Below are 22,185 nucleotides of genomic sequence, written 5' to 3'. Positions count from 1 at the left end.
TTCCCATGGGACGGGGCAATCGGCCTTCCATATTCCTTCCGTCGCATCTTGCATAGACCTCCGGCGATGCCGCATACGGCCCTGCCGGTGGCGCAATCCGGTTTGACCGGTTCCGGCCGCTCGGCTACACAGGAGAAAGCGACGGTGCCTGCGGATTGCAGGCCGAGCGGTGTCCGGTGCGGCCGACCCAAAACGGGGCCAGATCCGGAATCGTCGGTTACGGTGAAGCCGGGCCTTTCGCATGGAAATTTCGCGAGGACCGGGATGCCCGAAGATGCCTTCTCACCAGATACGGAGCAGAATGCGCGGCGGTTCGTGCTCGGCCTCGGCTGCGAACGCGGGACGCCGGCGGACGAATTGCTCGCTCTTTCGAAAAAGGTTCTGGCGCGCTGCGGTGCCGGACGGCTGGCGTCCGTCGCCACGCTCGATATCAGGGCGCAAGAGCCGGCGATGCTCGCCGTCGCGCGTCGTTACGGCGTGCCGCTCGTGACGTTCGATGCGCCGCGGCTGGAGGCGGAAACGCCGCGCCTCGCCAATCCTTCGACGGTCGTCTTCTCCCATACGGGATGCCACGGCGTCGCCGAGGCGGCGGCTCTGGCGGCGGCGGGCGAGGGCGGCCGGCTGCTGGTGGAAAAGACCCTGTCGGCGCGAGCGACGGCGGCGATTGGCGAATCGTTCCAGTCGCTTGCGGGCGAAGGTTCAGGAAGTGATTCCACGTCTTCATGTTTCGATTCATCTGCGGAGCGGCTGTGATGGACGCCTTGCTTTCTTCCCTTCCGGCGATGGAGAAGGGGACCGTCTGGCTGGTGGGGGCCGGGCCCGGCGATCCGGGACTGTTGACGCTTCATGCCGTCAACGCCCTGCGGCAGGCCGATGTCATCGTCCATGATGCGCTCGTCAATGGTGAATGCCTTGCGCTCGCCCGACCGGGATCGCTGATCGAATATGCGGGCAAGAGGGGCGGAAAGCCCTCGGCGAAGCAGCGCGATATCTCGCTGCGGCTGGTGGAGCTGGCGCGCGCCGGCGCGCGCGTGCTGCGGCTCAAGGGCGGCGATCCCTTCGTTTTCGGCCGGGGCGGCGAGGAAGCGCTGACGCTTGCCGAAAACGGTATTCCCTTCCGTATCGTGCCGGGCATCACGGCTGGTATCGGCGGTCTTGCCTATGCGGGCATTCCGGCCACGCACCGCGAGGTGAACCATGCCGTCACCTTCCTGACCGGCCACGATTCCTCCGGCGCGGTCCCCGACAGGATCGACTGGGACGGGATCGCCCGCGGCTCCCCGGTCATCGTCATGTATATGGCGATGAAACATATCGGCCGGATCGCCGCCGAATTGATGGCGGCCGGCCGCGCCGGCGACGAGCCGGTCGCCTTCGTCTGCAATGCCGCGACGGCGGAACAGCGGGTGTTGGAAACGACGCTTGCCCGCGCGGAGGCCGATGTCGCCGCTTCCGGCATGGAGCCTCCGGCCGTCGTCGTGGTCGGAGAGGTGGTGCGCCTGCGTCCGTCGCTCGACTGGCTGGGGGCGCTGACCGAGGGGCGCAGGCTTGCGCCCGATCCCTTCCACCCCGTGCTGAAGGATCCCGCATGAGCGGCCTGCTGATCGCCGCGCCGGCCTCCGGCGCCGGCAAGACCACGGTGACGCTCGGGCTGGCGCGGGCGCTTTCGGACGCCGGCGTGCCGCTTTCGTCCGGCAAGGCGGGGCCGGATTACATCGACCCGGCCTTTCACGCCGCCGCCAGCCGCAGCGTCTGCCTCAATTACGATCCCTGGGCGATGCGGCCGGAGCATCTTCGCGCCAATGCCGCCATGCAGGCCGGAGGCGGCAGACTGCTGCTGATCGAAGCGATGATGGGGCTGTTCGATGGGGCCGCCGACGGCTCCGGCTCGCCGGCGGATCTTGCCGTCATCCTCGGCCTGCCGGTCGTTCTCGTGGTGGATTGCAGCCGTCTGTCGCAATCGGTGGCGGCGATGGTCAAGGGATATGCGGAGTTCCGCAGCGATGTGCGTGTGGCCGGCGTCATCCTCAACAAGGTGGGAAGCGCGCGTCACGAGGCGATGCTTCTCGATGCGTTGAAAGGCGCGGGGCTCCGCGTCTTCGGTGTCCTCCGGCAGGATCCGGCGCTCGTCCTGCCGGAACGCCATCTCGGACTGGTTCAGGCGGGCGAGCATGAGGCGCTGGACGGTTTCATCGCCGGCGCGGCGGCGGCGGTCGCACGGGCCTGCGATCTCGACGCTCTGGCGGCGCTGGCCGCCACGCAGGCGTTCCTGCCGCCGGCGGCCGGGACCGGGGCGCGCATCGCGCCGCCTGGCCAGCGTATCGCCATTGCCCGCGACCGCGCCTTCGCCTTTCTCTACGATCACCTGCTTTATGGCTGGCGGGCGACCGGGGCGGAAATCTCCTTCTTCTCCCCGCTTGCCGACGAGGGGCCGGATCCCGCCGCCGATGCCGTCTATCTTCCCGGCGGCTATCCGGAACTGCACGGCGGTACGCTTGCGGGAGCGGGAAACTTTCGCCACGGCATGACCGGGGCCGTCGAACGGGGCGTCCGGATCTACGGCGAATGCGGAGGCTATATGACGCTCGGGGAGGGGCTCGTGGCGGCGGACGGGACGCGTCATGCGATGCTCGGGCTGCTGCCGCTCGTCACCAGCTTTGCCGAAAGGCGCCGGCATCTCGGATACCGCCGCGTGACGCCGCTTGCCGGCGCGGGCTTCGACCGGCCGATGAGCGCGCATGAGTTTCACTATTCCACGGTCATCGAGGAAGGGCCGGCGGATCGCCTGTTTTCGGCAACCGACGCGACGGGCGCGCCGCTCGGCTCGGTGGGACTGCGGCGCGGCGCGGTTTCCGGCTCCTATCTGCATCTCATCGACCTTCTGCCGGAGGCGGCGTGATGCGGCTGATGGAGAAAACGGGTGCGCCCCGGATCGCGCATGGCGGCGGGATCGCCGCCGCCGCGGCCCGCCACGGCGGCCGGCCGGAGGACTGGCTGGACCTTTCCACCGGCATCAACCCCAATCCCGTCGCGCTGCCGCCGGTCGATATCGCCGCCTGGCACCGGTTGCCGGATTCGCATCGCCAGGAGGCGGCCCGCCGTGCTGCCGCCGGCTATTACGGGACGGTGGGCGCGTTGCCGCTTCCCGTGCCGGGGACGCAGTCCGTCATCCAGCTGCTGCCGCGTCTCGTTCCCGCGAAGCGCCGCGTGGCGGTATTGTCGCCGACCTATGGCGAATATGCCCGCGTGCTCGGCAATGCCGGGCTTGCGGTCGACCGTGTCGCTTCGCCCTATGCCGTGACGCCCGCCCATGGACTCGTCGTCGCCGTCAATCCGAACAATCCCGATGGCCGGTTGCTGGCGCGCGACGCGCTTCTGGAACTCCATGACCGCGTGGCGGCGGATGGCGGTGTCCTCGTCGTCGACGAAGCCTTCGGCGACATGGATCCGCGCGAGAGCGTCGCGGGCTTTGCCGGAGCGGGCCGGCCGGGGCTTGTCGTCTTCCGTTCCTTCGGCAAGTTCTTCGGCCTTGCCGGCCTGCGCCTCGGTTTCGTGATCGGCGCGCCGGCGACGCTCGACCGGATGGAGGACTGGCTCGGCCCCTGGGCGGTTTCCGGCCCGGCCCTTGCCATCGCGACGCAACTCATGGCCGGCGATACGGCGGCGATCCGCACGACGATCGAGGCGCGCAAGCGCGCGCTCGACAGGGTTCTGGCGGAAGCCGGCCTGCCGGTCGTCGGCGGCACGGCGCTGTTTTCGCTGGTCGAGCGGGCCGATGCGGCGGCGATCCATGCAAGGCTTTGCCGGCATCATATCCTCGTGCGCTCCTTTGACTACGATCCGCGCTGGCTGCGTTTCGGTCTCTCGCCGGATGTGGCGGGGGATGCGCGGCTGGCGGCGGCGCTTGCCGGCGCTGCGGAGTGACGATGGCCGCGACCCTTTTCATCCTCTTTCTCGCGCTCGTGCTGGACCGCATCGTCGGTGACCCGGATCGCGTCTGGCGGCGGCTGCCCCATCCGGTGGCGCTGTTCGGACGGGCGATCGGTGTTTTCGACCGCGTCTTCAACGTCGCCGCGTCGAGTGGCCGGATGCGACGTTTCAACGGCGCGGCCGGCATCGTGGTGTTGCTGGTGGCAAGCGTCGGCCTCGGCCTCGCGCTCCACGGGCTTCTCCTGCGGCTCGGCTGGGCCGGCCTGCTTGTCGAGGCGGTCGTCGTCGCCGTCTTTCTTGCGCAGAAAAGCCTGTACGACCATGTGCGCGCGGTGGCCGAGGGGTTGCGGGCCGGGGGGCTCGACGGCGGGCGGCGGGCCGTGGCGATGATCGTCGGCCGCGATCCGGCGACGCTCGACGAACCGGCGATCTGCCGCGCCGCCATCGAAAGCCTTGCTGAAAATTTTTCCGACGGCGTCGTGGCGCCGGCGCTCTGGTACGTGGTCTTCGGCCTGCCGGGCCTCTTCGCATACAAGATGCTCAATACGGCCGATTCGATGATCGGCCATAAAAACCCGAGATATATCGATTTCGGCCGTGCGGCGGCCCGGCTCGACGATGTCGCGAACTGGCCGGCGGCGCGTCTTTCCATCCTGTTTCTGGCGCTTGGAGCCTGGGGACGCCGGGGCTGGCCGGCGGCGCGCGACGCGCTGGACGCGGCGTTGCGCGATAGCGGATTGCACCGCTCGCCCAATTCCGGCTGGCCGGAAGCGGCGATGGCGGGCGCGCTCGGCATCGGGCTTGCCGGGCCGCGCATCTATGGCGGCGTGCTGGTCGATGAGCCGATGATGAACGCCGCCGGACGGGCGGCGGTCACCGTGGCGGATATGGAGACGGCCCTGTCTGTCTTTTCCGGCGCCTGCACGGCGCTCGCCGTCATCGTCGCGGGGCTGGCTGTCCTTCTCAACTGCGGTTGATCCGATCCGCAGGCTTCGTCAAATCTTTAATCTTTCAGAATATTCTCAGTCCCCGGAAATGGGGATCATGAAAAGCCATCATGAATGGTGAAGAGGGGGAGGCATGCGCCGGGTATTACTGGTCTTATCCGCAATTCTTCTTGTCCAGTTCCAGGCCGTCAGCGCTTCCGCCGCCACTCTGGTCGCGCGGGTGAGCGTGTCCGGCCAGACGATGACCGTCAGCCAGAACGGCGTGGTCAAGTATCGCTGGCCGGTTTCCACGGGACGGAAGGGTTATGGCACGCCGAAGGGGACCTGGTCGGCCAAATGGCTCTCGCGCAATCATCGTTCGCGCAAATACAACAATGCGCCCATGCCCTTTGCCGTCTTCTACAATGGCGGCTATGCCGTTCACGCCACCTATGACACGAAACGTCTCGGACGGCCGGCTTCGCATGGTTGCGTACGGTTGCATCCGGACAATGCGGCGACCTTCTTCCGTCTCGCCCGGGCCGCCGGCCTTGCCAATACGCGTATCGTGGTGGCGCGCTGAGGCTTGCGGTCAATCGTTGCCGGCAAGGCGGGTGAGCAGCGCCATGTCCGGCACCGTGACCTGACGGTTATTGACGAGGCGGATGACGTTTTCCTTGCGCAGCCTGGTGAACTGCCGGCTCACGGTCTCGATGGTGAGGCCGAGGAAGTCGGCGATGTCGGCGCGCGACAGCGGCAGGTCGAAGGACGCGGTGCTGTCGTTTTCCGGATCGATGTTGACGGCGATCAGATGGAGGAAGCTGGCGACTTTTTCCTGTGCCGACTTGCGGCCGAGGGTCAGCATCCAGTCGCGCGCCTCGTCCAGTTCCTTCAGCGCCTGGCGATGCAGCTTCTCTCCCAGTTCCGGCGTCCTGGTGACGAGCTGGTCGAGCGTTCCGCGCGAGAAGGAGCAGATTTCCGTATCAGTGGCGGCTTCGGCGGCGACGGCGCTTTCGGACAGAAACAGACGCCCGAGGAAATCCGGCGCGAATTGCAGGCCGACGATCTGCTGGCGACCGTCCGCCATGACCTTGGTCAGCTTGACGACGCCACGGACGATGTTCGAGTAGCGCTCCATGGATTCGCCCTGGCCGACGACTTCCGTGCCGGCATCGAGCCGATGGCGGGTGGAGCGCCTGCTCAGCTCGGACAGCTGCTCCGGCGACAGGGCGGCGCAGACACCGCCGTGTCGCGCCTCGCAGGCCCGGCAGACGAGCGGAACGTCGGAGGAGGAGCGGATATCCCGATGCAGAATTCCCATGCCGTTTCCTTCCGTTCGTCACGTATGCGGGTCGTTCGTCGAACGCCACGCGCAAGACCATACCTAATGTACGCCGGCGCGCTTATAAAGCGGTGTGTCTCGCGGCAAAGTGGCGCTTCCTGACACTTGTCAAACTAACGGGCCCTGCGGCCGGTGATTTGATCAAAATCAAACGCTTCCTGCTTTTTGCCGGCCGGCTCCATGCCTACCGTGGGAAGCGTATCTTGCGCTGCGAGCCGGTGGAAGCCTGTCTGAAAGGGGTGCGGCGTTCGACGCCTGTCGTGTCAGGGGCCGGAGAAGGTGTTCGATCGCCGTCCGTCACATGCTGTTTGCGCAACACTGCAAGGCGGAATCCCCTGGCCTGTCATCAAGCCCATTGGCAACGGCGTCGCTTTTCCATATAGGATCGCCCGACTGAAGATTTATGAGGTATGGGCGTGACTGCTACATTCGACAAGGTTGCCGACATTATCGCCGAGACGAGCGAGATCGATCGCGGGACGATCGCGCCCGATAGCCACACGATCGACGATCTCGGTATCGACAGTCTTGATTTTCTCGATATCGTCTTTGCGATCGACAAGGAATTCGGCATCAAGATTCCGCTGGAACAGTGGACCCAGGAAGTCAATGAAGGCAAGGTGGGGACGGAGGAATATTTCGTCCTGAAGAACCTTTGCGCCAAGATCGACGAACTCAGGGCCGCCAAGGCCTGACACGACAGCGACAGGCCGCCCCGCGCGGTGTTGCGCCGGATGAAGCCGGCGCGATTGGCTTGCGGCCTGCCGTTTGCGGCAGGCCTTTCGATTTCCGGATTTCGCCGGAGGCATGATATCCGATGCTGCTAGAATATTTCCAGATGATCGATCGTGTGGAGGCCGTCGATGGCGCGCGCCGCGTGCTGAAGGCCCGCTCGGTCGTGCCGGCGGAAAGCCCGGTCTTCGAGGGACATTTCCCCGGCATGCCGCTCGTTCCCGGCGTCCTGCTGATCGAAACCATGGCGCAGGCCTCGGGCTTTCTCGTGCTCGCGGCAAGCGATTTCGCCGCCATGCCGTTCCTGATGAGCGTCGACGGGGCCAAGATGCGCGCCTTCGTCGAACCCGATGCGGTGCTCGACATCGAAGCGGTGCTGGAGCACGACGGATCGGGCTATGCGGTGACGAAGGCGAAAATCTCGTCTGCGGGCAAGAAGGTCTGCGACGCGCAGCTGAAGCTGCGCACCATGCCTTTCGCGGAAGTGCCGCTGGCGGCGATCGTGCGCAAGCGTGCCGACGAGGTCGGATTGCTCGATGCGCTGGCCGCGACGGCCGGGGAGAATTGACCATGACCAGGGCAGGCAACGACGTGGTGATCACCGGCATCGGGATCGTGAGCTGTCAGGGCGTCGGAGCCGGGGCGCATGCCGCCATGCTTTCGGCTGCCGACGCGCCGGTGCTGAAGATCGATACCGAACGCTTTTCGCCCTATCCGGTGCATCCGCTGCCGGCGATCGACTGGAGCGAGCAGATCGCCAGGCGCGGCGACCAGCGGCAGATGGAAAACTGGCAGCGTCTCGGCGTCTTCACCGCGGGGCTCGCGCTTGACGACGCCGGGTTCAAGGACGATGCGGACGCCTGCGGCTCGATGGACATGATCGTGGCGGCGGGCGGCGGCGAACGCGATATCGCGGTCGATTCGCTGATCGTCGACGAGGCGTTGAAGCGCAATGACCGCGAGCGGCTGCTGAACGAGAAACTGACGACCGAACTGCGGCCGACGCTGTTCCTCGCGCAGCTTTCCAATCTTCTCGCCGGCAATATTTCCATCGTGCATAAGGTCACCGGTTCTTCCCGCACCTTCATGGGAGAGGAAGCCGCCGGCATCAGCGCCGTGGAAACCGCCTTTCACCGGATTCGCGCCGGCCAGTCGACGCATACGCTCGTCGGCAGCGCGCTTGTGGCGGAACGGCAGGACGTCATCCTTCTCTACGAGGCCATCAGCGCCCATGCGACCGGCGGCTGGACGCCCTTGTGGTCGCGTGACGAAAGTGCTGGCGGCGGCATCATTACCGGGTCGGCCGCCGCTTTCCTGGTGCTGGAATCCCGTCAGAACGCCGAGGCGCGGGGTGCGCGCATCTATGCGACGATCGACGCCATCGGCGGCGATCGCGGCAATCGCGAGGCGGGCCGGCTGGAAGCGCGGCTCGACCGGCTTGCCGGCGATCTCGACGCGGATCCGGCGGGAACCGTCGTCTTTTCCGGCGCATCCGGCGCGCACGACCTGACGGCGCGGGAAAAAGCCTGGGCCGGCGGGCGCTTCGCCGGCAGTGCGCTGCGCGGCTACAGCGCCGTCACGGGGCAGGCGCTGGAGGCGCAATTTCCGCTGGGCCTGGCGCTGGCGGCGCTGGCGCTCGGCAACGGCCAGCCCGTTCCGCCTTTCGATGCCCATGCCGAGACGCCGATGCCCGGCCCCGCCACGACGGCGGTGGTCACGACCGTCGGCCATGCGCGCGGCGAGGGCCTCGCCATCCTTTCGGCAGAGACGTGAGGTTCCGGCCATGACGAAATCCGCTTTCAGGGATCATCTCGGTCGTCCCATCGTCGCCGTCACCGGCATGGGGGTCGTCACCTCGCTGGGGCAGGGGGTCGAGGATAACTGGGCCGCGCTCACCGGCGGCGTCTCCGGGATCCACGGCATCACCCGCTTTCCGGTCGACGGGTTGAACACCCGCATTTCCGGCATGGTCGATTTTATCGGGGTTCCCGTCGAAAATCCCGTCGAACGCTCCTATGCCTATGCCCGCGAGACGACGGACGAGGCGCTGGCGCAGGCCGGCCTTGCCGGTGAATTCGGCGGACCGCTTTTCCTCGCCGCGCCGCCGATCGAGCCGGACTGGCGCGACCGTTTCGCGCTTGCCGACCGCGCCGCTCCCTCGCAGCGGCCGGGCGACGCCTATGACCGGTTCTTTGCCGTGCTGCGGGAAAATCCCGATCCGAAGCTGCACGAGGCCTGGGCCTTCGGCGCGATTTCCGAACGGCTTTCCGATCGCTACGGCACGCGTGGCCTGCCGGTCACGCTCTCGACGGCCTGCGCCTCCGGCGCCACCGCCATCCAGCTTGGCGTGGAGGCGATCCGCCAGGGGCGCACCGACCGGGCCCTGACGGTCGGAACCGACGGTTCCGTGACGGCGGAGGCGCTGATCCGCTTTGCGCTTTTGTCCGCGCTCTCCACCCAGAACGATCCGCCGGAGAAGGCGTCGAAGCCGTTCAGCAAGGATCGCGACGGCTTCGTCATCGCGGAAGGGGCGGCGACGCTGGTGCTGGAATCGCTGGAATCGGCGGTTGCCCGCGGCGCCCGCGTGCTCGGCATCCTGAAGGGGTGCGGCGAGAAGGCCGATCACTTCCATCGCACCCGCTCCTCGCCGGACGGCGGCCCGGCCATCGCGACGATCCGCGCGGCGCTGGAAGACGCCGGCATCGACGAGAGCGGCATCGGCTATATCAACGCCCACGGCACGTCGACGCCGGAAAACGACAAGATGGAGTATCTCTCCATGTCGACGGTTTTCGGCGAGGCGCTGGCGGATATTCCGGTCTCGTCCAACAAGTCGATGATCGGCCATACGCTGACGGCGGCCGGCGCGGTCGAGGCGGTGTTCTCGATCCAGACCATGCTGACCGGCACCTTGCCCCCGACGATCAATTACCAGAACCCCGATCCTGCCATCGTTCTCGACGTCGTAGCGAACGTGAAGCGCGATGCGCCGGTGACGGCGGTTCTGTCCAACTCCTTCGGCTTCGGCGGCCAGAACGCCAGCCTCGTGATGACGGCGGAACCCGCCTGACAGGAAAGTAGCCATGCGCGCCCTCCAGCTTCTCGACGACCGCAAGCTTGAACTCACCGACATTCCCGAACCGGACGCACCCGGCCCCGGCGAGGTGACGCTGCGCGTCAAGGCCGTCGCCCTCAATCATATCGATGTCTGGGGCTGGCGCGGCATGGCGTTCGCCAAGCGCAAGATGCCGCTGGTCATCGGCGCGGAAGCGTCCGGCGTGGTCGAGACGCTCGGTCCGGGCGTTTCCAATGTGCTGCCGGGCCAGCTGGTCTCGATCTATGGCGCGCGCACCTGCGGTCTCTGCAAGGCCTGCCGCGAGGGCCGGGACAATCTCTGCGAGCACGTCGGCGGGGTGCACGGCTTTCATCTCGACGGTTTCGCGCAGGAGAAGGTGAACCTTCCGGCCCGGCTGCTGGTGCCGGCCCCGCCCGGCGTCGATGCGGTCGGCGCGGCGGTGGCGCCCGTCACCTTCGGCACCGTCGAGCATATGCTGTTCGACAACGCGAGGCTCGAACCCGGCGAGACGATCCTCGTCCACGCCGGCGGCTCCGGCATCGGCACGGCGGCGATCCAGCTTGCGAAGAAAATCGGCTGCACCGTCATCACCACGGTCGGTTCGAACGACAAGGTCGAGAAGGCGAAGGCGCTGGGCGCGGACCATGTCATCAATTACCGCGAGGACCGTTTCGAAGGCGTGGTGCGCAAGCTGACGAAGAAGAAGGGCGTCGACGTCGTCTTCGAACATGTCGGCAAGGATACCTGGGCGGGCTCGATGCTGTGCCTGAAGCGGGGAGGGCGGCTCGTCACCTGCGGCTCCACGTCGGGCGTCTCGACAGAGATGAACCTGATGATGCTGTTCCAGCAGCAATTGAAGCTCTTCGGCTCCTTCGGCTGCCGGATGGAAAACATGGCGAACGCCATGCAGAAGATGGCGCGCGGCCTGGTTTCGCCGGTCATCGACACGGAAGTGACCTTCGACGGTATCGCCACGGCGCTGGAACGGATGGAAACCCGCCAGGTCTTCGGCAAGATCGTCCTGAAGCTGGATTGACGCCTTGCGGATGTTCGTCACACGCCTCGTTCTGGCGCTGAGGAAAACCAAGCAGTGGCTCGTGGCGCAATTCGCTTTCGGCCTGCTCAACCTGCTGAAGCTCTTTCCCGCCGACGGGGCGCTCAATTTCGCCGACCGCTTCGCCCGCCGCATCGGCCCGAAGACCCGGCGGCACGGGCTGATGCTCACCAACCTGCGCAACGCCTTTCCGGACAAGCCGGAGGCGGAGCTGGAGGCGATCGCGCTGGAGTCCTGGGGCAACATGGGCCGGCTTGCCGCCGAATATGTCTTCCTCGACCGGTTGTTCGACTTCGATCCCGAGCGTCCGGCTCCCGGCCGCGTGGAAGTCGCCGGCATCCCGCTTTTCATGGATCTGCGCGACAATCCGCGACCCTTCATCGTCTTTACGGCCCATACCGGGAATTTCGAGATCCTGCCTGTCGCCGGCGCCGCCTTCGGGCTTTCTGTGACGGTGCTGTTCCGGCCGCCGAACAATCCCTATATCGCCGAGAAGGTCTTCGAGTTCCGCCGCCAGCGCATGGGCCATCTGGTGCCTTCGCATGCGGGCTCCTCCTTCACGCTGGCGCGCAAGCTGGAGGCGGGCGGCCCGGTCGGCGTTCTGGTCGACCAGAAGTTCAACAAGGGGCTGCATACGACGTTCTTCGGGCGCGAGGTGCAGACCAACCCGCTGCTTGCCAAGCTGGTGCGGCAGTTCGGCTGCGAGGTCTATCCGGCCCGTTGCATCCGCCTGCCGGGCAACCGTTACCGGCTGGAACTGGAACCGGCCCTGACGATCCCCCGCCGTGACAACGGCAGCGTCGACGTCGAGGCGACCGCGCAGCTTCTCAACGACAAGGTCGAGCAATGGGTGCGGGAATATCCGGGTCAGTGGCTGTGGTATCACGACCGCTGGAACATCAAGCGCAGCCTTGCGGATTTCCGGAAGGCGTGACGGCCGGTTGCCGGCGTTCCGGCATCATGGCGCCGGGGCGGTGCCCTTCAGCACGAACTGGCGTTCGAAGGCGATGTGGCGGCGGATCGATTCGAAAAAGCCGCGCAGCATGTAGCCGGCGGCTTCCGCATTCACCGTCCGGTCGTCGCGGCCGAGGCGATTGAGCGTATCCGTCAGTTCCTCCGCGAAACATTCGTCCTCGACATGCTCGAAGCGAAGCCTTGCGAGGGAGGCCGTCAGCGTTTCCTCGCCGTCCGGGGCGGTGACGGTCGGGAAAAGCGTGTCTTCCTCGTAGCGGTGGACGTCCATGACCAGCGGCAGCAGCACGCGGGCGACGTCGAGGCATTTCCGGGGATCGACATTGGCGGGCAGACTGTCGGCGATTTCCTCCAAGGTGTCGCAGATCGCAAGTTGCACCTCATAGGCGCGTTCCAGCCATTCCAGCGAAACGGCCCCGGTCGGGCAGTCCGACAATAGCCGCAGGATGCCATAGTCATCCGTCATATCGAGCACTCCGTCCACGCGCCGCGCGGCGGCTGCGCCATCCCGTTCCAGATGCCCACAGCAGGCAGGGCTTGCCTTGATTCAAATCAAGGAGACGGCCCGGGCGATCTGCGATCCGTGCTGCGAGCGCATAGGTCGGTCCGCGAGGGATTCGACCTTCTGCGGGTCTGTCCGGGTTGGGGGAAGCCAACGATGAATTTTGTAACACCTACGATAGTCCTGGCCATCGGGGCCTTCGTCGCGCTGCTCGGCGCGGCCTTCGCCCGGGACAGGTTTTTCGAGGCCCATATGTGGGTTCTCTTCTTCGTGCTGCTCGCCAGCACGGTCTTCATGCTGCGGCGGGTGTCCTTCGCGCCGGCCGCCGCCAAAAAGTCCGGTGAAGACGCCGACGGCTATTTCGACGACGTCGTGCGCTATGGCGTCATCGCCACCGTCTTCTGGGGCGTCGTCGGCTTTCTGGTCGGGGTGCTCGTGGCGCTCCAGCTCGCCTTCCCCGACCTCAACGTCGAGCCCTGGTTCAACTTCGGCCGCACGCGTCCGCTGCACACCTCGGCGGTGATCTTCGCCTTCGGGGGCAACGCGCTGATCGCGACCTCCTTCTATGTCGTGCAGCGGACCTCGCGTGCGCGGCTGTTCGGTGGAAATCTCGGCTGGTTCGTGTTCTGGGGCTATCAGCTCTTCATCGTCATGGCCGCGACCGGCTATCTGCTCGGCATCACCCAGAGCCGCGAATATGCGGAGCCGGAATGGTATGTCGACATCTGGCTGACGATCGTCTGGGTCGCCTATCTGGTCGCCTTCCTCGGCACGATCGCCACCCGCAAGGAGCCGCATATCTATGTGGCGAACTGGTTCTTCCTGTCGTTCATCGTTACGATCGCCATGCTGCACATCGTCAACAATCTGGCGGTCCCGGTCTCCTTCCTCGGCTCGAAGAGCTACTCGGCCTTCTCCGGGGTGCAGGACGCCCTGACCCAGTGGTGGTACGGCCACAACGCGGTGGGCTTCTTCCTGACGGCCGGTTTCCTCGGGATGATGTATTACTTCATTCCCAAGCAGGTGAACCGGCCGGTCTATTCCTACCGGCTGTCGATCATCCACTTCTGGGCGCTGATCTTCATGTATATCTGGGCGGGTCCGCACCACCTGCACTACACGGCGCTGCCCGACTGGGCGCAGACGCTCGGCATGGTGTTCTCCATCATGCTGTGGATGCCCTCCTGGGGCGGCATGATCAACGGCCTGATGACGCTTTCCGGCGCCTGGGACAAGATCCGCACCGATCCGATCGTGCGCATGATGGTCATGGCCGTCGCCTTCTACGGCATGGCGACCTTCGAAGGGCCGATGATGTCGATCAAGACGGTCAATTCGCTCAGCCATTATACCGACTGGACGATCGGCCATGTGCATTCGGGGGCGCTTGGCTGGAACGGCCTCATCACCTTCGGCGCGATCTACTATCTCGTGCCCAAGCTGTGGAAGCGGGAACGGCTCTATTCGATCCGCATGGTCAACTGGCACTTCTGGCTCGCGACCCTCGGCATCGTCGTCTATGCGGCCGTCATGTGGGTGGCCGGTATCCAGCAGGGCCTGATGTGGCGCGAATACGACGAGCAGGGCTTCCTGGTCTATTCCTTCGCCGAAACCGTGTCCGCGATGTTCCCCTACTATGTGACGCGCGCGATCGGCGGCGGCCTGTTCCTGCTCGGCGCGCTGATCATGGCCTACAACGTGACCATGACAATCCTCGGCTACGAGCGTGACGAGGCCCCGATCCCGGGCGCCGCGCCGCGTCTCCAGCCGGCCGAATAGGAGGTGGACCGATGTCCATTCTTGACAAACACGTCATCTTCGAACGCAACGCGACGCTTCTTCTGGTCGGCTCGTTCTTCGTCGTCACGATCGGCGGCATCGTCGAGATCGCGCCGCTCTTCTATCTGGAGAACACCATCGAGAAGGTGGAGGGCATGCGGCCCTACTCGCCGCTCGAGCTTGCCGGCCGCGACATCTATATCCGGGAAGGCTGCTATACCTGTCACAGCCAGATGATCCGGCCGTTCCGCGACGAGGTCGAGCGTTACGGGCATTACTCGCTCGCGGCGGAATCGATGTACGACCATCCGTTCCAGTGGGGCTCGAAGCGAACCGGCCCGGACCTTTCCCGCGTCGGAGATCGCTATTCCAACGAGTGGCATGTCCAGCACCTGATCGAACCGCGCTCGGTGGTGCCGGAATCCATCATGCCGAGCTACGCCTTCCTGAAGGAAACGCCGGTCGAGGTGAGGGATGTCGGCATGCATCTTTCCGCCAACCGGCGCGTGGGCGTGCCCTATACCGACGAGATGGTTGAAAACGCCGAGGCCGATCTGAAGGCCCAGGCGGACCCGAACGCCGATACCAGCGGCGTGGAGGCGCGCTATCCGAAAGCCAAGATCGGCGATTTCGACGGCGATCCGGCCAGGCTGACGGAAATGGATGCGCTCGTCGCCTATCTCCAGATTCTCGGCACGCTGGTGGACTTCTCCACTTATGACGACGCCAGCGGCTATCGCTGAGGAGGCCGGGATGGAAACCTATACCGCCATGCGGCACTTCGCCGATAGCTGGGGCCTTCTGGCCATGACGCTGTTCTTCATCGGCGTCGTTCTCTTCGTCTTCCGGCCCGGCGCGCGCAAGGCGGCCAACGAGGCCGCCGCTATCCCTCTCAAGGAGGACTGATCATGGCTGAAAAGCATATCGACGAGATTTCCGGCGTCGAGACCACGGGCCACGAATGGGACGGTATTCGGGAACTGAACAACCCGATGCCCCGGTGGTGGGTCTGGACTTTCTATGTCACGATCGTCTGGGCCATCGGCTACACGATCGCCTTTCCCGCCTGGCCGCTGATCTCCGACGCCACCAGCGGCCTGCTCGGCTGGTCCAGCCGCGCCAATGTCGCTGTCGAACTGGCGGATGCCCGGCAGGCGCAGGCGTCGCTTCTGACGCAGGTGGTGGAAATGCCGCTCGACGACATTCTCGCCGATCCGCAATTGTCCCAATTCGCCATCAGCGGCGGCGCGGCGGCGTTCCGCGTCAACTGTGTCCAGTGCCACGGTTCGGGCGCGGCGGGCTCTCCGGGCTATCCGAACCTGAATGACGACGACTGGATCTGGGGCGGCTCCGCCCAGGACATCTTCGACACCATCGCGCATGGCGTGCGTCACCCCGGTGAAGACGACACGCGCTTCGCCGAGATGCCGGCCTTCGCCGATATCCTGTCGTCGGAGGAAATCAGGCAGGTTTCCGCCTATGTGGTGAGCCTCACGGCGACGCCTGCAAAACCGGAAATAATCGAACCCGGCAAGGAGGTGTTCGCCGCCAATTGTGCGTCCTGCCATGGCGAGGATGCGCGTGGCGACCGGGAGTTCGGCGCTCCGAACCTTGCCGATGCGATCTGGCTTTACGGCGGGGACGAGGCGTCCGTCGTCGCGCAGGTGCGCGCGCCGAAGCATGGCGTCATGCCGTCCTGGCTCGGCAGGCTCGGTGAGCCGACCGTCAAGCAGCTCGCAATCTTCGTCCATTCGCTGGGCGGCGGCGAATAGCGGCACTGCTTTTGCCGGTAACGGAAAAACGGGGCGCGGCCGCATGGTCGCGCCCCGTTTTCGTTGTGGGCGGGGAAGAGTTCAGGCGACGACGCGGTTCCGGCCCATCGACTTGGCGCGGTAGAGATTGCGGTCGGAGGCGGCGAGCGCCTTTTCCGGATCGAAGCGCGGCCCGCAGTGGAATGCGCCGATGCTCATTCTGAGCAGGATGGGCGTTCCGTCCGGGGCCCGCAGGTCGAGAGCCTCGACCGCGCGGCGTATGTGTTGCGACCGTTCCATCATTTCGTGATCGGAGACACCGCCGAAGAAGACGGCGAACTCCTCGCCGCCGAGCCGGCCGGCCGGATTGTCGTTGCCGGCGAGCCGCGCGATCAGGACGCCGGTCCGGCGCAGGGCCTCGTCGCCGGCGGCGTGGCCGAAGCGGTCGTTGATCGACTTGAAGTGATCGATATCGAGAAACAGCAGCCCGCCATGGGCGCCGGCGTTGCTGAGCAGTTGCAGCTCGGCCATGAAGGCGGCGCGGTTGAGAAGACTGGTGAGGGGATCGCGCCGCGACTGGCTTTGCAGCAGCCGATAGGCCGCGTCGAGCTTGTCGCGCGCCTCGGCCAGGGCAAGGTTTGCGGCGCGCAGTTTGCCGGCCTGGTGGAAATGGAACAGCGAGACGGGGATCGAAATGGCGAGCGGGCAGACGATCGTCATGACGAGGCCGGCGCCGGCCACCCGGCCGCCCATGAGCGGAACGAAGATCAGGCTGATGGCGAGCGAGGCGAGCGTCGAGGCTATGCCGACGGCGAGCGCCTTGAGGAAGAGTCTGAACATCGCAGGAAAGCCGGCCGTTTGGGAGGGTGCGGGACCTGCCTAGAAGCTATCCGTTGAGAAAGATTGAATGCGATCGTTAAAATGCCGTCGTCTCCAGCGGCCTGCGCGGTGCATCGGCGTCGGTTGGCGCTTCCGAAGCCGCTAGGCGCTACGGCCCGGCGTTATCTCAAGCAGGCTGGCGAGAGCGTCGAGGTCGCGGGCCACATGGGCGGCGTCCGCCTCGAAGGCGGCCTCATCCATGCCCGGCTGTTTCAACAGGGTGAACATCACTTCCGCGCCATCGCCGTTCGGTACGACACGCAGCGCGTTTTCGACGATGCCGCCGTCCGGCAGCGTCACCCTATGATCGATGACGCCGAAATCGTTATCCGGGGCGAAACGGACGCGCACCGCGCCAATGGGACCGCCGTCGGCGATCCATTCGTCGCCGTTGCGGGTCAGTCCCGCAGCAAGGCCGGACGCCCAGGCCGGCATGTTCTCCGGGCGGCTGGCGAAAGCATAGACGTCGCGCCAGTCGCGGGCGATGGTGCGATGGATGATCCGGGCGGGCATGATTGGCATCGGTGTTCTCCTTGCGGTGAGCCGGTCGGTGCGGGCGACGGTTTTCACGCGAAAACGGAACGCGGTCCTTCCGATAACCCGCCTGCCGGCCGTGCGGCAACCCGCCGCGCCCTGACAAATGCAAAAATTGACATGGATCAACGATAGGCGCGCCCGTTGACGGCATTGTCCCGTTATATCGTGACATGCGGCCAGGACGATGCGGCAAGGGACCACCACAGTTTACAATTCCATCGAGCGGCTGGAGGCGGAGCCCGTCAATTCGGCGAAGGCCCGAAAGCCTCTCTACGAAAAGCGCAAGAAAATCTTCCCCAAACGGGCGGAGGGCCGTTTCCGCCGTTTCAAGTGGCTGGTGATGCTGGTGACGCTCGGCATCTACTATCTGACGCCGTGGATTCGCTGGGATCGCGGCGCGCACGCGCCGGATCAGGCCGTTCTCGTCGATCTGGCCGGCCGCCGGTTCTATTTCTTCTTCATTGAGATCTGGCCGCAGGAATTCTTCTTCGTGGCGGGACTTCTCGTCATGGCGGGGTTCGGCCTGTTCCTCGTCACCTCCGCCGTCGGGCGGGCGTGGTGCGGCTACGCCTGTCCCCAGACGGTCTGGGTCGACCTGTTCCTCGTCGTGGAGCGGGCGATCGAGGGCGATCGCAATGCGCGTATCAAGCTGGAGACCGCGCCCTGGACGTTCGGCAAGCTGTGGAAGCGGACAAGCAAGCATGCGGTCTGGCTGTTCATCGCGGTCGCCACCGGCGGCGCATGGATCTTCTACTTCGCCGACGCGCCGACGCTGCTCATCGATTTCGTGATGTTCCAGGCGCCGACGGTCGCTTATATCACCGTCGCGATCCTTACGGCGACGACCTATGTCTTCGGCGGGCTGATGCGCGAGCAGGTCTGCACCTATATGTGCCCCTGGCCGCGCATCCAGGCGGCGATGCTGGATGAGAATTCGCTGGTCGTGACCTATAACGACTGGCGCGGCGAGCCCCGCTCGCGTCATTCCAAGAGGGCGCTTGCGGCGGGCGAAAGCGTCGGCGATTGCGTCGATTGCAACGCCTGCGTGGCCGTCTGTCCCATGGGCATCGACATAAGGGACGGCCAGCAGCTCGAATGCATCACCTGTGCGCTCTGCATCGACGCCTGCGACAACGTCATGGACAGGATCGGCAAGGAACGGGGGCTGATCCACTACGCCACGCTTTCGGACTATTCCGCCAATATGGCGCTGGCGACGGCTGGCGGGGCGGCGACGATCGACCCCGCCCGGATGCGCGACGAGAACGGCAACCTGTCGAGCGCCGTGCGTCATTTCAACTGGCGTGTGATCTTCCGGCCGCGCACGCTGGTGTATTTCGGCATCTGGTCGCTGGCTGGCGTCGGGTTGCTCGTCGCGCTGCTGGCGCGCGAGCGGCTGGAACTCAACGTCATCCACGACCGCAATCCGCAGTTCGTCGTCGAATCGGACGGATCGATCCGCAACGGCTACGCCGTGAAGCTTCTCAACATGATCCCCGAGCCGCGCGTCATCACGCTTTCGCTGGAGGGACTGCCCGGCGCGACGATGCGGGTGAGCGGCCACGACAGCGTGGACGGACGGTTTGTCGCGGTCCCGGTCGACCCCGACAAGGTGACGGCGCTGCGTGTTTTCGTTACACTGCCGAAAGACAATCTCGCAGAAGCGACCGATGGATTCGAACTGATCGCCGAGGACCGTCAGGGTCACGAACGCGACGTCTATTCCGCTCGTTTCAATATCCCGGGAGCACGATAATGGAAAAACTGGATCGCCGGCCGGACGGTTTCGTCTTCACCGGCTGGCATATGCTGGTGATCATGCTGCTGTTCTTCGGCACGATCATTACCGTCAATCTGGTCATGGCGTGGAATGCCTCGCGGACCTGGAGCGGTCTCGTCGTGCAGAATACCTATGTCGCCAGCCAGCAGTTCAACGGCAAGGTGGCGGCGGCGCGCGCGCTGGCGGCAAGCGGAATGGAGGGCGAACTCACCATCGAGGGCGGCAAGGTCGCCTATCGCCTGGTCGACGCGCAGGGCATGCCGGTCGTCGCCGACGAGGTGAGCGCACGTTTCAAGCGGCCGGTGGACGAGCGGGCGGATTTCACGCTGTCGCTTTCACCCGCCGCCGACGGCCTCTTCACCGGGGAACGGCAGATCGCTCCGGGGCAGTGGATCGTCGATATCAGCGCCGGGCACGAGGGCGGGCCAGTGTTCCACCAGACGATCCGCACCGTCGTCGGGGGAGACGGGACATGAGCTGCTGTGCTCCGGGTGTGGAAGCGGCGGGCGAAATCGCCCGTGCCGCGCAGGCGCTTCCCTCGACCGAAGAACTGATACTGGCGAGCCGCATCGTCAACGAGGGCGAAAGGCAGAGCGATCTCAGCGTGCCGGGCATCCATTGCGGCGCCTGCATCACGACGATCGAAAGCGCGCTCAAGGCGCTCCCCGAAGTCGTGCAGGCCCGTGTCAACCTTTCCTCCCGGCGCGTTTCGGTGGTGTGGCGGGAAAGCGTGGACGGCCGGACGACGGACCCGCAGGGCTTTGCTCGCGCCATCCGGGACAGGGGATACGACGCCCATCTCTTCTCGCTGGCGGCGGAAGGCCACGACAGGCTGCGCAACCAGCTGATCCGCGCGCTGGCGGTCGCCGGCTTCGCCTCGATGAACATCATGCTGCTCTCCGTCTCGGTATGGTCCGGCGCGGATGCGGCGACGCGCGATCTGTTCCACTGGATCTCCGCGCTGATCGCCGGGCCGACGCTCCTCTATTCGGGCCGCTTCTTCTATTATTCGGCATGGAACGCGCTCCGGCACGGGCGTACCAATATGGACGTGCCGATCGCGCTCGCCATCACGCTTTCCTATGTCGTCTCGCTGTGGGAGACGCTGCACGGCGCGCAACATGTCTGGTTCGACGCAACGGTGAGCCTGCTCTTCTTCCTGCTGATCGGCCGCACGCTCGATCACGTGATGCGCGACCGCGCCCGCTCCGCCGTCACGAGCCTTGCCCGGCTGTCGCCCCGCGGGGCGATGGTGGTGACGGCGGACGGCGCGCGGGACTATCGGCCGGTCGAGGAGATCGCCATCGGCGCGCATCTCTCGGTGGCGGCCGGCGAGCGCATTCCCCTCGACTGTCGCGTGCTGTCCGGCGCGAGCGACGTCGACCGCTCGATCGTCAACGGCGAAAGCGCGCCGGTCTCCGTCGAGGCGGGAACGCGCCTGGAGGCGGGCGCGATGAACCTGACCGGCGCGCTCCTCGTCGAGGCTGTCGCCACGGCGCGCGATTCCTTCCTTTCCGAGGTGATCGCGCTGATGGAAGCGGCCGAGGGCGGCCGGGCGCGCTATCGCCGTATCGCCGACCGCGCCGCGCAGATCTATTCGCCCGTCGTGCATATTCTGGCGCTCGTCGCCTTCCTCGGCTGGGGCTTTTATGACGGCGACTGGAAGCATGCCATGCTCGTGGCGATCGCCGTCCTCATCATCACCTGCCCCTGCGCGCTGGGGCTCGCCGTGCCGGTCGTGCAGGTCGTGGCGGCCGGACGCCTCTTTGCCGGCGGCGTCATGGTGAAGGAAGGCTCCGCCATGGAGCGCCTCGCCGAGATCGACACCGCCATCTTCGACAAGACCGGCACGCTGACGCTCGGACGGCCGCGCCTTGTCGGGCGCGAGCGCGTGGATCGCTCGAATCTCGCGCTTGCCGCAGCCCTGGCGATCCGTTCCCGCCATCCGCTTTCGGAAGCGCTGGCGGCGGCCCACGCCGGGCCGGTGCGGCTTCTCGACGACGTGCGCGAGATCGCCGGCGGCGGAATGGAGGCCGAAACGCCGGAAGGGCTTCTGCGGCTCGGCAACCGCGCCTTTGCCTGCGGCGCGGCGGCGCAGGGCGAGGGGGATCATGCTCTTTCCGAGGTCGTTCTGTCGCGCGACGGCAGGCTGATCGAGACGTTCCGTTTCGAGGATGCGCTGAGGCCCGGCGCTAAGGAGGCCGTCGCACAGCTGCGCGCCGGCGGTATTGACATGGCGATCCTGTCGGGGGACCGCGCGCCGGCGGTGGCGCGCATTGCGGGCCAGCTCGGCATCGAGCGTTGGCAGGCGGGCCTTTCGCCGCGCGAAAAGACCGAGCGGGTGGCCGACCGGGCGGCGGCGGGACATCGCGTGCTGATGGTCGGCGACGGCATCAACGATGCGCCGGCGCTGGCGGCGGCGCATGTCTCCATGGCGCCGGCGACGGCCGCCGATGTCGGGCGGCAGGCCGCCGACTTCGTCTTCCTGCATGACAGTTTCGAGGCGTTGCCTTTCGCGATCGAGACGGCGCGCCGGGCCGGCCGGGGCATCCGCCAGAATTTCGCCCTGGCCATCGGCTACAACGTGCTTGCGGTCCCGATCGCGCTGCTCGGTCATGCCACGCCGCTGATCGCCGCCATCGCCATGTCGACGTCTTCGATCGTGGTCGTGGCGAATTCGCTGCGGCTGCGCGGGGCACCGCCGGCCTTCAGCCGACGCAAGACCGCCGATGCGCCGCAAACCCCACTCGCCGAGGCCGCATGAACACGCTGCTCTACCTCATTCCCATCGCGCTGTTTCTTGGCGGGATGGGTCTGGTCGCTTTTCTCTGGTCGGTCAGAAACGGCCAGTACGACGATATCGACGGCGCGTCCTGGCGCGTGCTGGACGATGGCGACGACCGGCCGGACACCTAGGCCGCCGGC

At 66.0% G+C, this 22,185-nt stretch carries 24 protein-coding genes; 20 read left to right on the top strand and 4 right to left on the bottom strand.

All coding sequences use genetic code 11. The features are described from left to right. Nucleotides 1-264 precede the first annotated feature (264 nt). From KYK29_RS02010 to KYK29_RS01985, 6 genes are all read left to right on the top strand, one after another. Complete coding sequence (locus tag KYK29_RS02010) at nt 265-753, top strand: cobalamin biosynthesis protein (protein WP_254689176.1); 489 nt, start codon at nt 265-267, stop codon at nt 751-753. After that, nucleotides 753-1,592, top strand: a complete 840-nt coding sequence (gene cobA / locus KYK29_RS02005) for a uroporphyrinogen-III C-methyltransferase (protein WP_302795373.1) — start codon at nt 753-755, stop codon at nt 1,590-1,592. The genes KYK29_RS02010 and cobA overlap by 1 nt, the downstream gene beginning before the upstream one ends. Beyond that, the gene (locus tag KYK29_RS02000) at nt 1,589-2,899 is read left to right on the top strand and encodes a cobyrinic acid a,c-diamide synthase CobB (protein WP_254689174.1); all 1,311 of its coding nucleotides are present in this window, start codon (nt 1,589-1,591) and stop codon (nt 2,897-2,899) included. The genes cobA and KYK29_RS02000 overlap by 4 nt, the downstream gene beginning before the upstream one ends. Beyond that, nucleotides 2,899-3,924 (top strand): threonine-phosphate decarboxylase CobD, encoded by a 1,026-nt coding sequence (gene cobD / locus KYK29_RS01995; RefSeq protein ID WP_254690053.1) that lies wholly within the window; start codon nt 2,899-2,901, stop codon nt 3,922-3,924. The genes KYK29_RS02000 and cobD overlap by 1 nt, the downstream gene beginning before the upstream one ends. Before the next feature lie 2 nt (nt 3,925-3,926). Beyond that, nucleotides 3,927-4,907, top strand: coding sequence for an adenosylcobinamide-phosphate synthase CbiB (gene cbiB / locus KYK29_RS01990; RefSeq protein WP_254689173.1), 981 nt, complete (start codon nt 3,927-3,929; stop codon nt 4,905-4,907). Nucleotides 4,908-5,010: 103 nt separating this feature from the next. Then, nucleotides 5,011-5,439: a L,D-transpeptidase gene (locus tag KYK29_RS01985; protein WP_254689172.1), complete on the top strand. Its 429-nt coding sequence runs from the start codon at nt 5,011-5,013 to the stop codon at nt 5,437-5,439. 9 nt (nt 5,440-5,448) lie between these two features. On the opposite strand, the gene KYK29_RS01980 is transcribed toward KYK29_RS01985, so the two are convergent. Continuing rightward, nucleotides 5,449-6,177 (bottom strand): Crp/Fnr family transcriptional regulator, encoded by a 729-nt coding sequence (locus KYK29_RS01980; RefSeq protein WP_254689171.1) that lies wholly within the window; start codon nt 6,175-6,177, stop codon nt 5,449-5,451. Nucleotides 6,178-6,608: 431 nt separating this feature from the next. Here KYK29_RS01980 and KYK29_RS01975 point away from each other — a divergent pair, with 431 nt between their 5' ends. The 6 genes from KYK29_RS01975 to KYK29_RS01950 all read left to right on the top strand — a co-directional run bounded on the left by KYK29_RS01975 (nt 6,609) and on the right by KYK29_RS01950 (nt 11,994). After that, entirely contained in the window at nt 6,609-6,893 is a 285-nt protein-coding gene (locus KYK29_RS01975) for an acyl carrier protein (RefSeq protein ID WP_254689170.1), read from the top strand. A gap of 122 nt (nt 6,894-7,015) precedes the next feature. Then, nucleotides 7,016-7,498, top strand: coding sequence for a 3-hydroxyacyl-ACP dehydratase FabZ family protein (locus KYK29_RS01970; protein WP_254689169.1), 483 nt, complete (start codon nt 7,016-7,018; stop codon nt 7,496-7,498). A 2-nt stretch (nt 7,499-7,500) separates the two neighbouring features. Next, nucleotides 7,501-8,703: a beta-ketoacyl-ACP synthase gene (locus KYK29_RS01965; RefSeq protein WP_254689168.1), complete on the top strand. Its 1,203-nt coding sequence runs from the start codon at nt 7,501-7,503 to the stop codon at nt 8,701-8,703. A gap of 10 nt (nt 8,704-8,713) precedes the next feature. After that, nucleotides 8,714-10,000 (top strand): beta-ketoacyl-ACP synthase, encoded by a 1,287-nt coding sequence (locus KYK29_RS01960; protein ID WP_254689167.1) that lies wholly within the window; start codon nt 8,714-8,716, stop codon nt 9,998-10,000. Between the two features lie 13 nt (nt 10,001-10,013). Next, nucleotides 10,014-11,042: a zinc-binding dehydrogenase gene (locus KYK29_RS01955; protein WP_254689166.1), complete on the top strand. Its 1,029-nt coding sequence runs from the start codon at nt 10,014-10,016 to the stop codon at nt 11,040-11,042. 10 nt (nt 11,043-11,052) lie between these two features. Next, nucleotides 11,053-11,994, top strand: coding sequence for a lipid A biosynthesis lauroyl acyltransferase (locus KYK29_RS01950; RefSeq protein ID WP_254689165.1), 942 nt, complete (start codon nt 11,053-11,055; stop codon nt 11,992-11,994). Between the two features lie 24 nt (nt 11,995-12,018). Here the strand turns inward: KYK29_RS01950 and KYK29_RS01945 are convergent, their stop codons facing one another. Beyond that, complete coding sequence (locus tag KYK29_RS01945) at nt 12,019-12,498, bottom strand: hemerythrin domain-containing protein (RefSeq protein WP_254689164.1); 480 nt, start codon at nt 12,496-12,498, stop codon at nt 12,019-12,021. A gap of 192 nt (nt 12,499-12,690) precedes the next feature. Here KYK29_RS01945 and ccoN point away from each other — a divergent pair, with 192 nt between their 5' ends. The 4 genes from ccoN to ccoP are packed head-to-tail and all read left to right on the top strand — an operon-like array spanning nt 12,691 to nt 16,085. Beyond that, entirely contained in the window at nt 12,691-14,313 is a 1,623-nt protein-coding gene (gene ccoN, locus KYK29_RS01940; protein ID WP_254689163.1) for a cytochrome-c oxidase, cbb3-type subunit I, read from the top strand. Between the two features lie 11 nt (nt 14,314-14,324). Beyond that, nucleotides 14,325-15,056 (top strand): cytochrome-c oxidase, cbb3-type subunit II, encoded by a 732-nt coding sequence (gene ccoO, locus KYK29_RS01935; protein ID WP_254689162.1) that lies wholly within the window; start codon nt 14,325-14,327, stop codon nt 15,054-15,056. Nucleotides 15,057-15,066: 10 nt separating this feature from the next. Further along, a complete protein-coding gene (locus tag KYK29_RS01930; protein WP_254689161.1) occupies nt 15,067-15,219 on the top strand; it encodes a cbb3-type cytochrome c oxidase subunit 3 in 153 nt (50 codons plus the stop codon). A 2-nt stretch (nt 15,220-15,221) separates the two neighbouring features. Next, the gene (ccoP, locus tag KYK29_RS01925) at nt 15,222-16,085 is read left to right on the top strand and encodes a cytochrome-c oxidase, cbb3-type subunit III (protein ID WP_254689160.1); all 864 of its coding nucleotides are present in this window, start codon (nt 15,222-15,224) and stop codon (nt 16,083-16,085) included. Between the two features lie 81 nt (nt 16,086-16,166). On the opposite strand, the gene KYK29_RS01920 is transcribed toward ccoP, so the two are convergent. Beyond that, complete coding sequence (locus KYK29_RS01920; protein WP_254689159.1) at nt 16,167-16,904, bottom strand: GGDEF domain-containing protein; 738 nt, start codon at nt 16,902-16,904, stop codon at nt 16,167-16,169. Nucleotides 16,905-17,045: 141 nt separating this feature from the next. After that, nucleotides 17,046-17,465 carry an SRPBCC family protein gene (locus KYK29_RS01915; RefSeq protein ID WP_254689158.1) on the bottom strand — a complete coding sequence of 140 codons (420 nt, stop codon included), beginning with the start codon at nt 17,463-17,465 and terminating at the stop codon, nt 17,046-17,048. Nucleotides 17,466-17,664: 199 nt separating this feature from the next. On the opposite strand from KYK29_RS01915, the gene ccoG reads away from it, so the two are divergent. Genes ccoG through ccoS form a run of 4 tightly spaced genes read left to right on the top strand, consistent with a single transcriptional unit; the run spans nt 17,665 to nt 22,176 of the window. Further along, nucleotides 17,665-19,236, top strand: a complete 1,572-nt coding sequence (ccoG, locus tag KYK29_RS01910) for a cytochrome c oxidase accessory protein CcoG (protein ID WP_254689157.1) — start codon at nt 17,665-17,667, stop codon at nt 19,234-19,236. Beyond that, nucleotides 19,236-19,736 carry a FixH family protein gene (locus KYK29_RS01905; protein WP_254689156.1) on the top strand — a complete coding sequence of 167 codons (501 nt, stop codon included), beginning with the start codon at nt 19,236-19,238 and terminating at the stop codon, nt 19,734-19,736. The genes ccoG and KYK29_RS01905 overlap by 1 nt, the downstream gene beginning before the upstream one ends. After that, entirely contained in the window at nt 19,733-22,024 is a 2,292-nt protein-coding gene (locus KYK29_RS01900; protein ID WP_254689155.1) for a cation-translocating P-type ATPase, read from the top strand. Before KYK29_RS01905 ends, KYK29_RS01900 begins: the two co-directional genes overlap by 4 nt. Further along, complete coding sequence (gene ccoS / locus KYK29_RS01895) at nt 22,021-22,176, top strand: cbb3-type cytochrome oxidase assembly protein CcoS (RefSeq protein ID WP_254689154.1); 156 nt, start codon at nt 22,021-22,023, stop codon at nt 22,174-22,176. The genes KYK29_RS01900 and ccoS overlap by 4 nt, the downstream gene beginning before the upstream one ends. The last annotated feature ends 9 nt before the right edge of the window (nt 22,177-22,185 follow it).

Origin of the sequence: Shinella daejeonensis (assembly GCF_024281235.1) — a bacterium.
Lineage (GTDB): Bacteria > Pseudomonadota > Alphaproteobacteria > Rhizobiales > Rhizobiaceae > Shinella > Shinella daejeonensis.
Note: the sequence above shows the minus strand (reverse complement) of the source record. Positions and strands in the feature narration are given on the sequence as shown.

What these genes read in the sequence shown, in the direction of transcription:
- KYK29_RS01930 (WP_254689161.1), top strand. Translation starts at nt 15,067, where the DNA reads ATGGAAACCTATACCGCCATGCGGCACTTCGCCGATAGCTGGGGCCTT.
- KYK29_RS01945 (WP_254689164.1), bottom strand. Translation starts at nt 12,498, where the DNA reads ATGACGGATGACTATGGCATCCTGCGGCTATTGTCGGACTGCCCGACC.
- ccoP (WP_254689160.1), top strand. Translation starts at nt 15,222, where the DNA reads ATGGCTGAAAAGCATATCGACGAGATTTCCGGCGTCGAGACCACGGGC.
- cobD (WP_254690053.1), top strand. Translation starts at nt 2,899, where the DNA reads ATGCGGCTGATGGAGAAAACGGGTGCGCCCCGGATCGCGCATGGCGGC.
- KYK29_RS01955 (WP_254689166.1), top strand. Translation starts at nt 10,014, where the DNA reads ATGCGCGCCCTCCAGCTTCTCGACGACCGCAAGCTTGAACTCACCGAC.
- KYK29_RS02010 (WP_254689176.1), top strand. Translation starts at nt 265, where the DNA reads ATGCCCGAAGATGCCTTCTCACCAGATACGGAGCAGAATGCGCGGCGG.
- KYK29_RS01970 (WP_254689169.1), top strand. Translation starts at nt 7,016, where the DNA reads ATGCTGCTAGAATATTTCCAGATGATCGATCGTGTGGAGGCCGTCGAT.
- ccoS (WP_254689154.1), top strand. Translation starts at nt 22,021, where the DNA reads ATGAACACGCTGCTCTACCTCATTCCCATCGCGCTGTTTCTTGGCGGG.
- KYK29_RS01965 (WP_254689168.1), top strand. Translation starts at nt 7,501, where the DNA reads ATGACCAGGGCAGGCAACGACGTGGTGATCACCGGCATCGGGATCGTG.
- KYK29_RS01900 (WP_254689155.1), top strand. Translation starts at nt 19,733, where the DNA reads ATGAGCTGCTGTGCTCCGGGTGTGGAAGCGGCGGGCGAAATCGCCCGT.
- KYK29_RS01980 (WP_254689171.1), bottom strand. Translation starts at nt 6,177, where the DNA reads ATGGGAATTCTGCATCGGGATATCCGCTCCTCCTCCGACGTTCCGCTC.
- ccoO (WP_254689162.1), top strand. Translation starts at nt 14,325, where the DNA reads ATGTCCATTCTTGACAAACACGTCATCTTCGAACGCAACGCGACGCTT.
- ccoN (WP_254689163.1), top strand. Translation starts at nt 12,691, where the DNA reads ATGAATTTTGTAACACCTACGATAGTCCTGGCCATCGGGGCCTTCGTC.
- cbiB (WP_254689173.1), top strand. Translation starts at nt 3,927, where the DNA reads ATGGCCGCGACCCTTTTCATCCTCTTTCTCGCGCTCGTGCTGGACCGC.
- ccoG (WP_254689157.1), top strand. Translation starts at nt 17,665, where the DNA reads ATGCGGCAAGGGACCACCACAGTTTACAATTCCATCGAGCGGCTGGAG.
- cobA (WP_302795373.1), top strand. Translation starts at nt 753, where the DNA reads ATGGACGCCTTGCTTTCTTCCCTTCCGGCGATGGAGAAGGGGACCGTC.
- KYK29_RS01950 (WP_254689165.1), top strand. Translation starts at nt 11,053, where the DNA reads ATGTTCGTCACACGCCTCGTTCTGGCGCTGAGGAAAACCAAGCAGTGG.
- KYK29_RS01905 (WP_254689156.1), top strand. Translation starts at nt 19,236, where the DNA reads ATGGAAAAACTGGATCGCCGGCCGGACGGTTTCGTCTTCACCGGCTGG.
- KYK29_RS01920 (WP_254689159.1), bottom strand. Translation starts at nt 16,904, where the DNA reads ATGTTCAGACTCTTCCTCAAGGCGCTCGCCGTCGGCATAGCCTCGACG.
- KYK29_RS01975 (WP_254689170.1), top strand. Translation starts at nt 6,609, where the DNA reads ATGGGCGTGACTGCTACATTCGACAAGGTTGCCGACATTATCGCCGAG.
- KYK29_RS01915 (WP_254689158.1), bottom strand. Translation starts at nt 17,465, where the DNA reads ATGCCAATCATGCCCGCCCGGATCATCCATCGCACCATCGCCCGCGAC.
- KYK29_RS02000 (WP_254689174.1), top strand. Translation starts at nt 1,589, where the DNA reads ATGAGCGGCCTGCTGATCGCCGCGCCGGCCTCCGGCGCCGGCAAGACC.
- KYK29_RS01985 (WP_254689172.1), top strand. Translation starts at nt 5,011, where the DNA reads ATGCGCCGGGTATTACTGGTCTTATCCGCAATTCTTCTTGTCCAGTTC.
- KYK29_RS01960 (WP_254689167.1), top strand. Translation starts at nt 8,714, where the DNA reads ATGACGAAATCCGCTTTCAGGGATCATCTCGGTCGTCCCATCGTCGCC.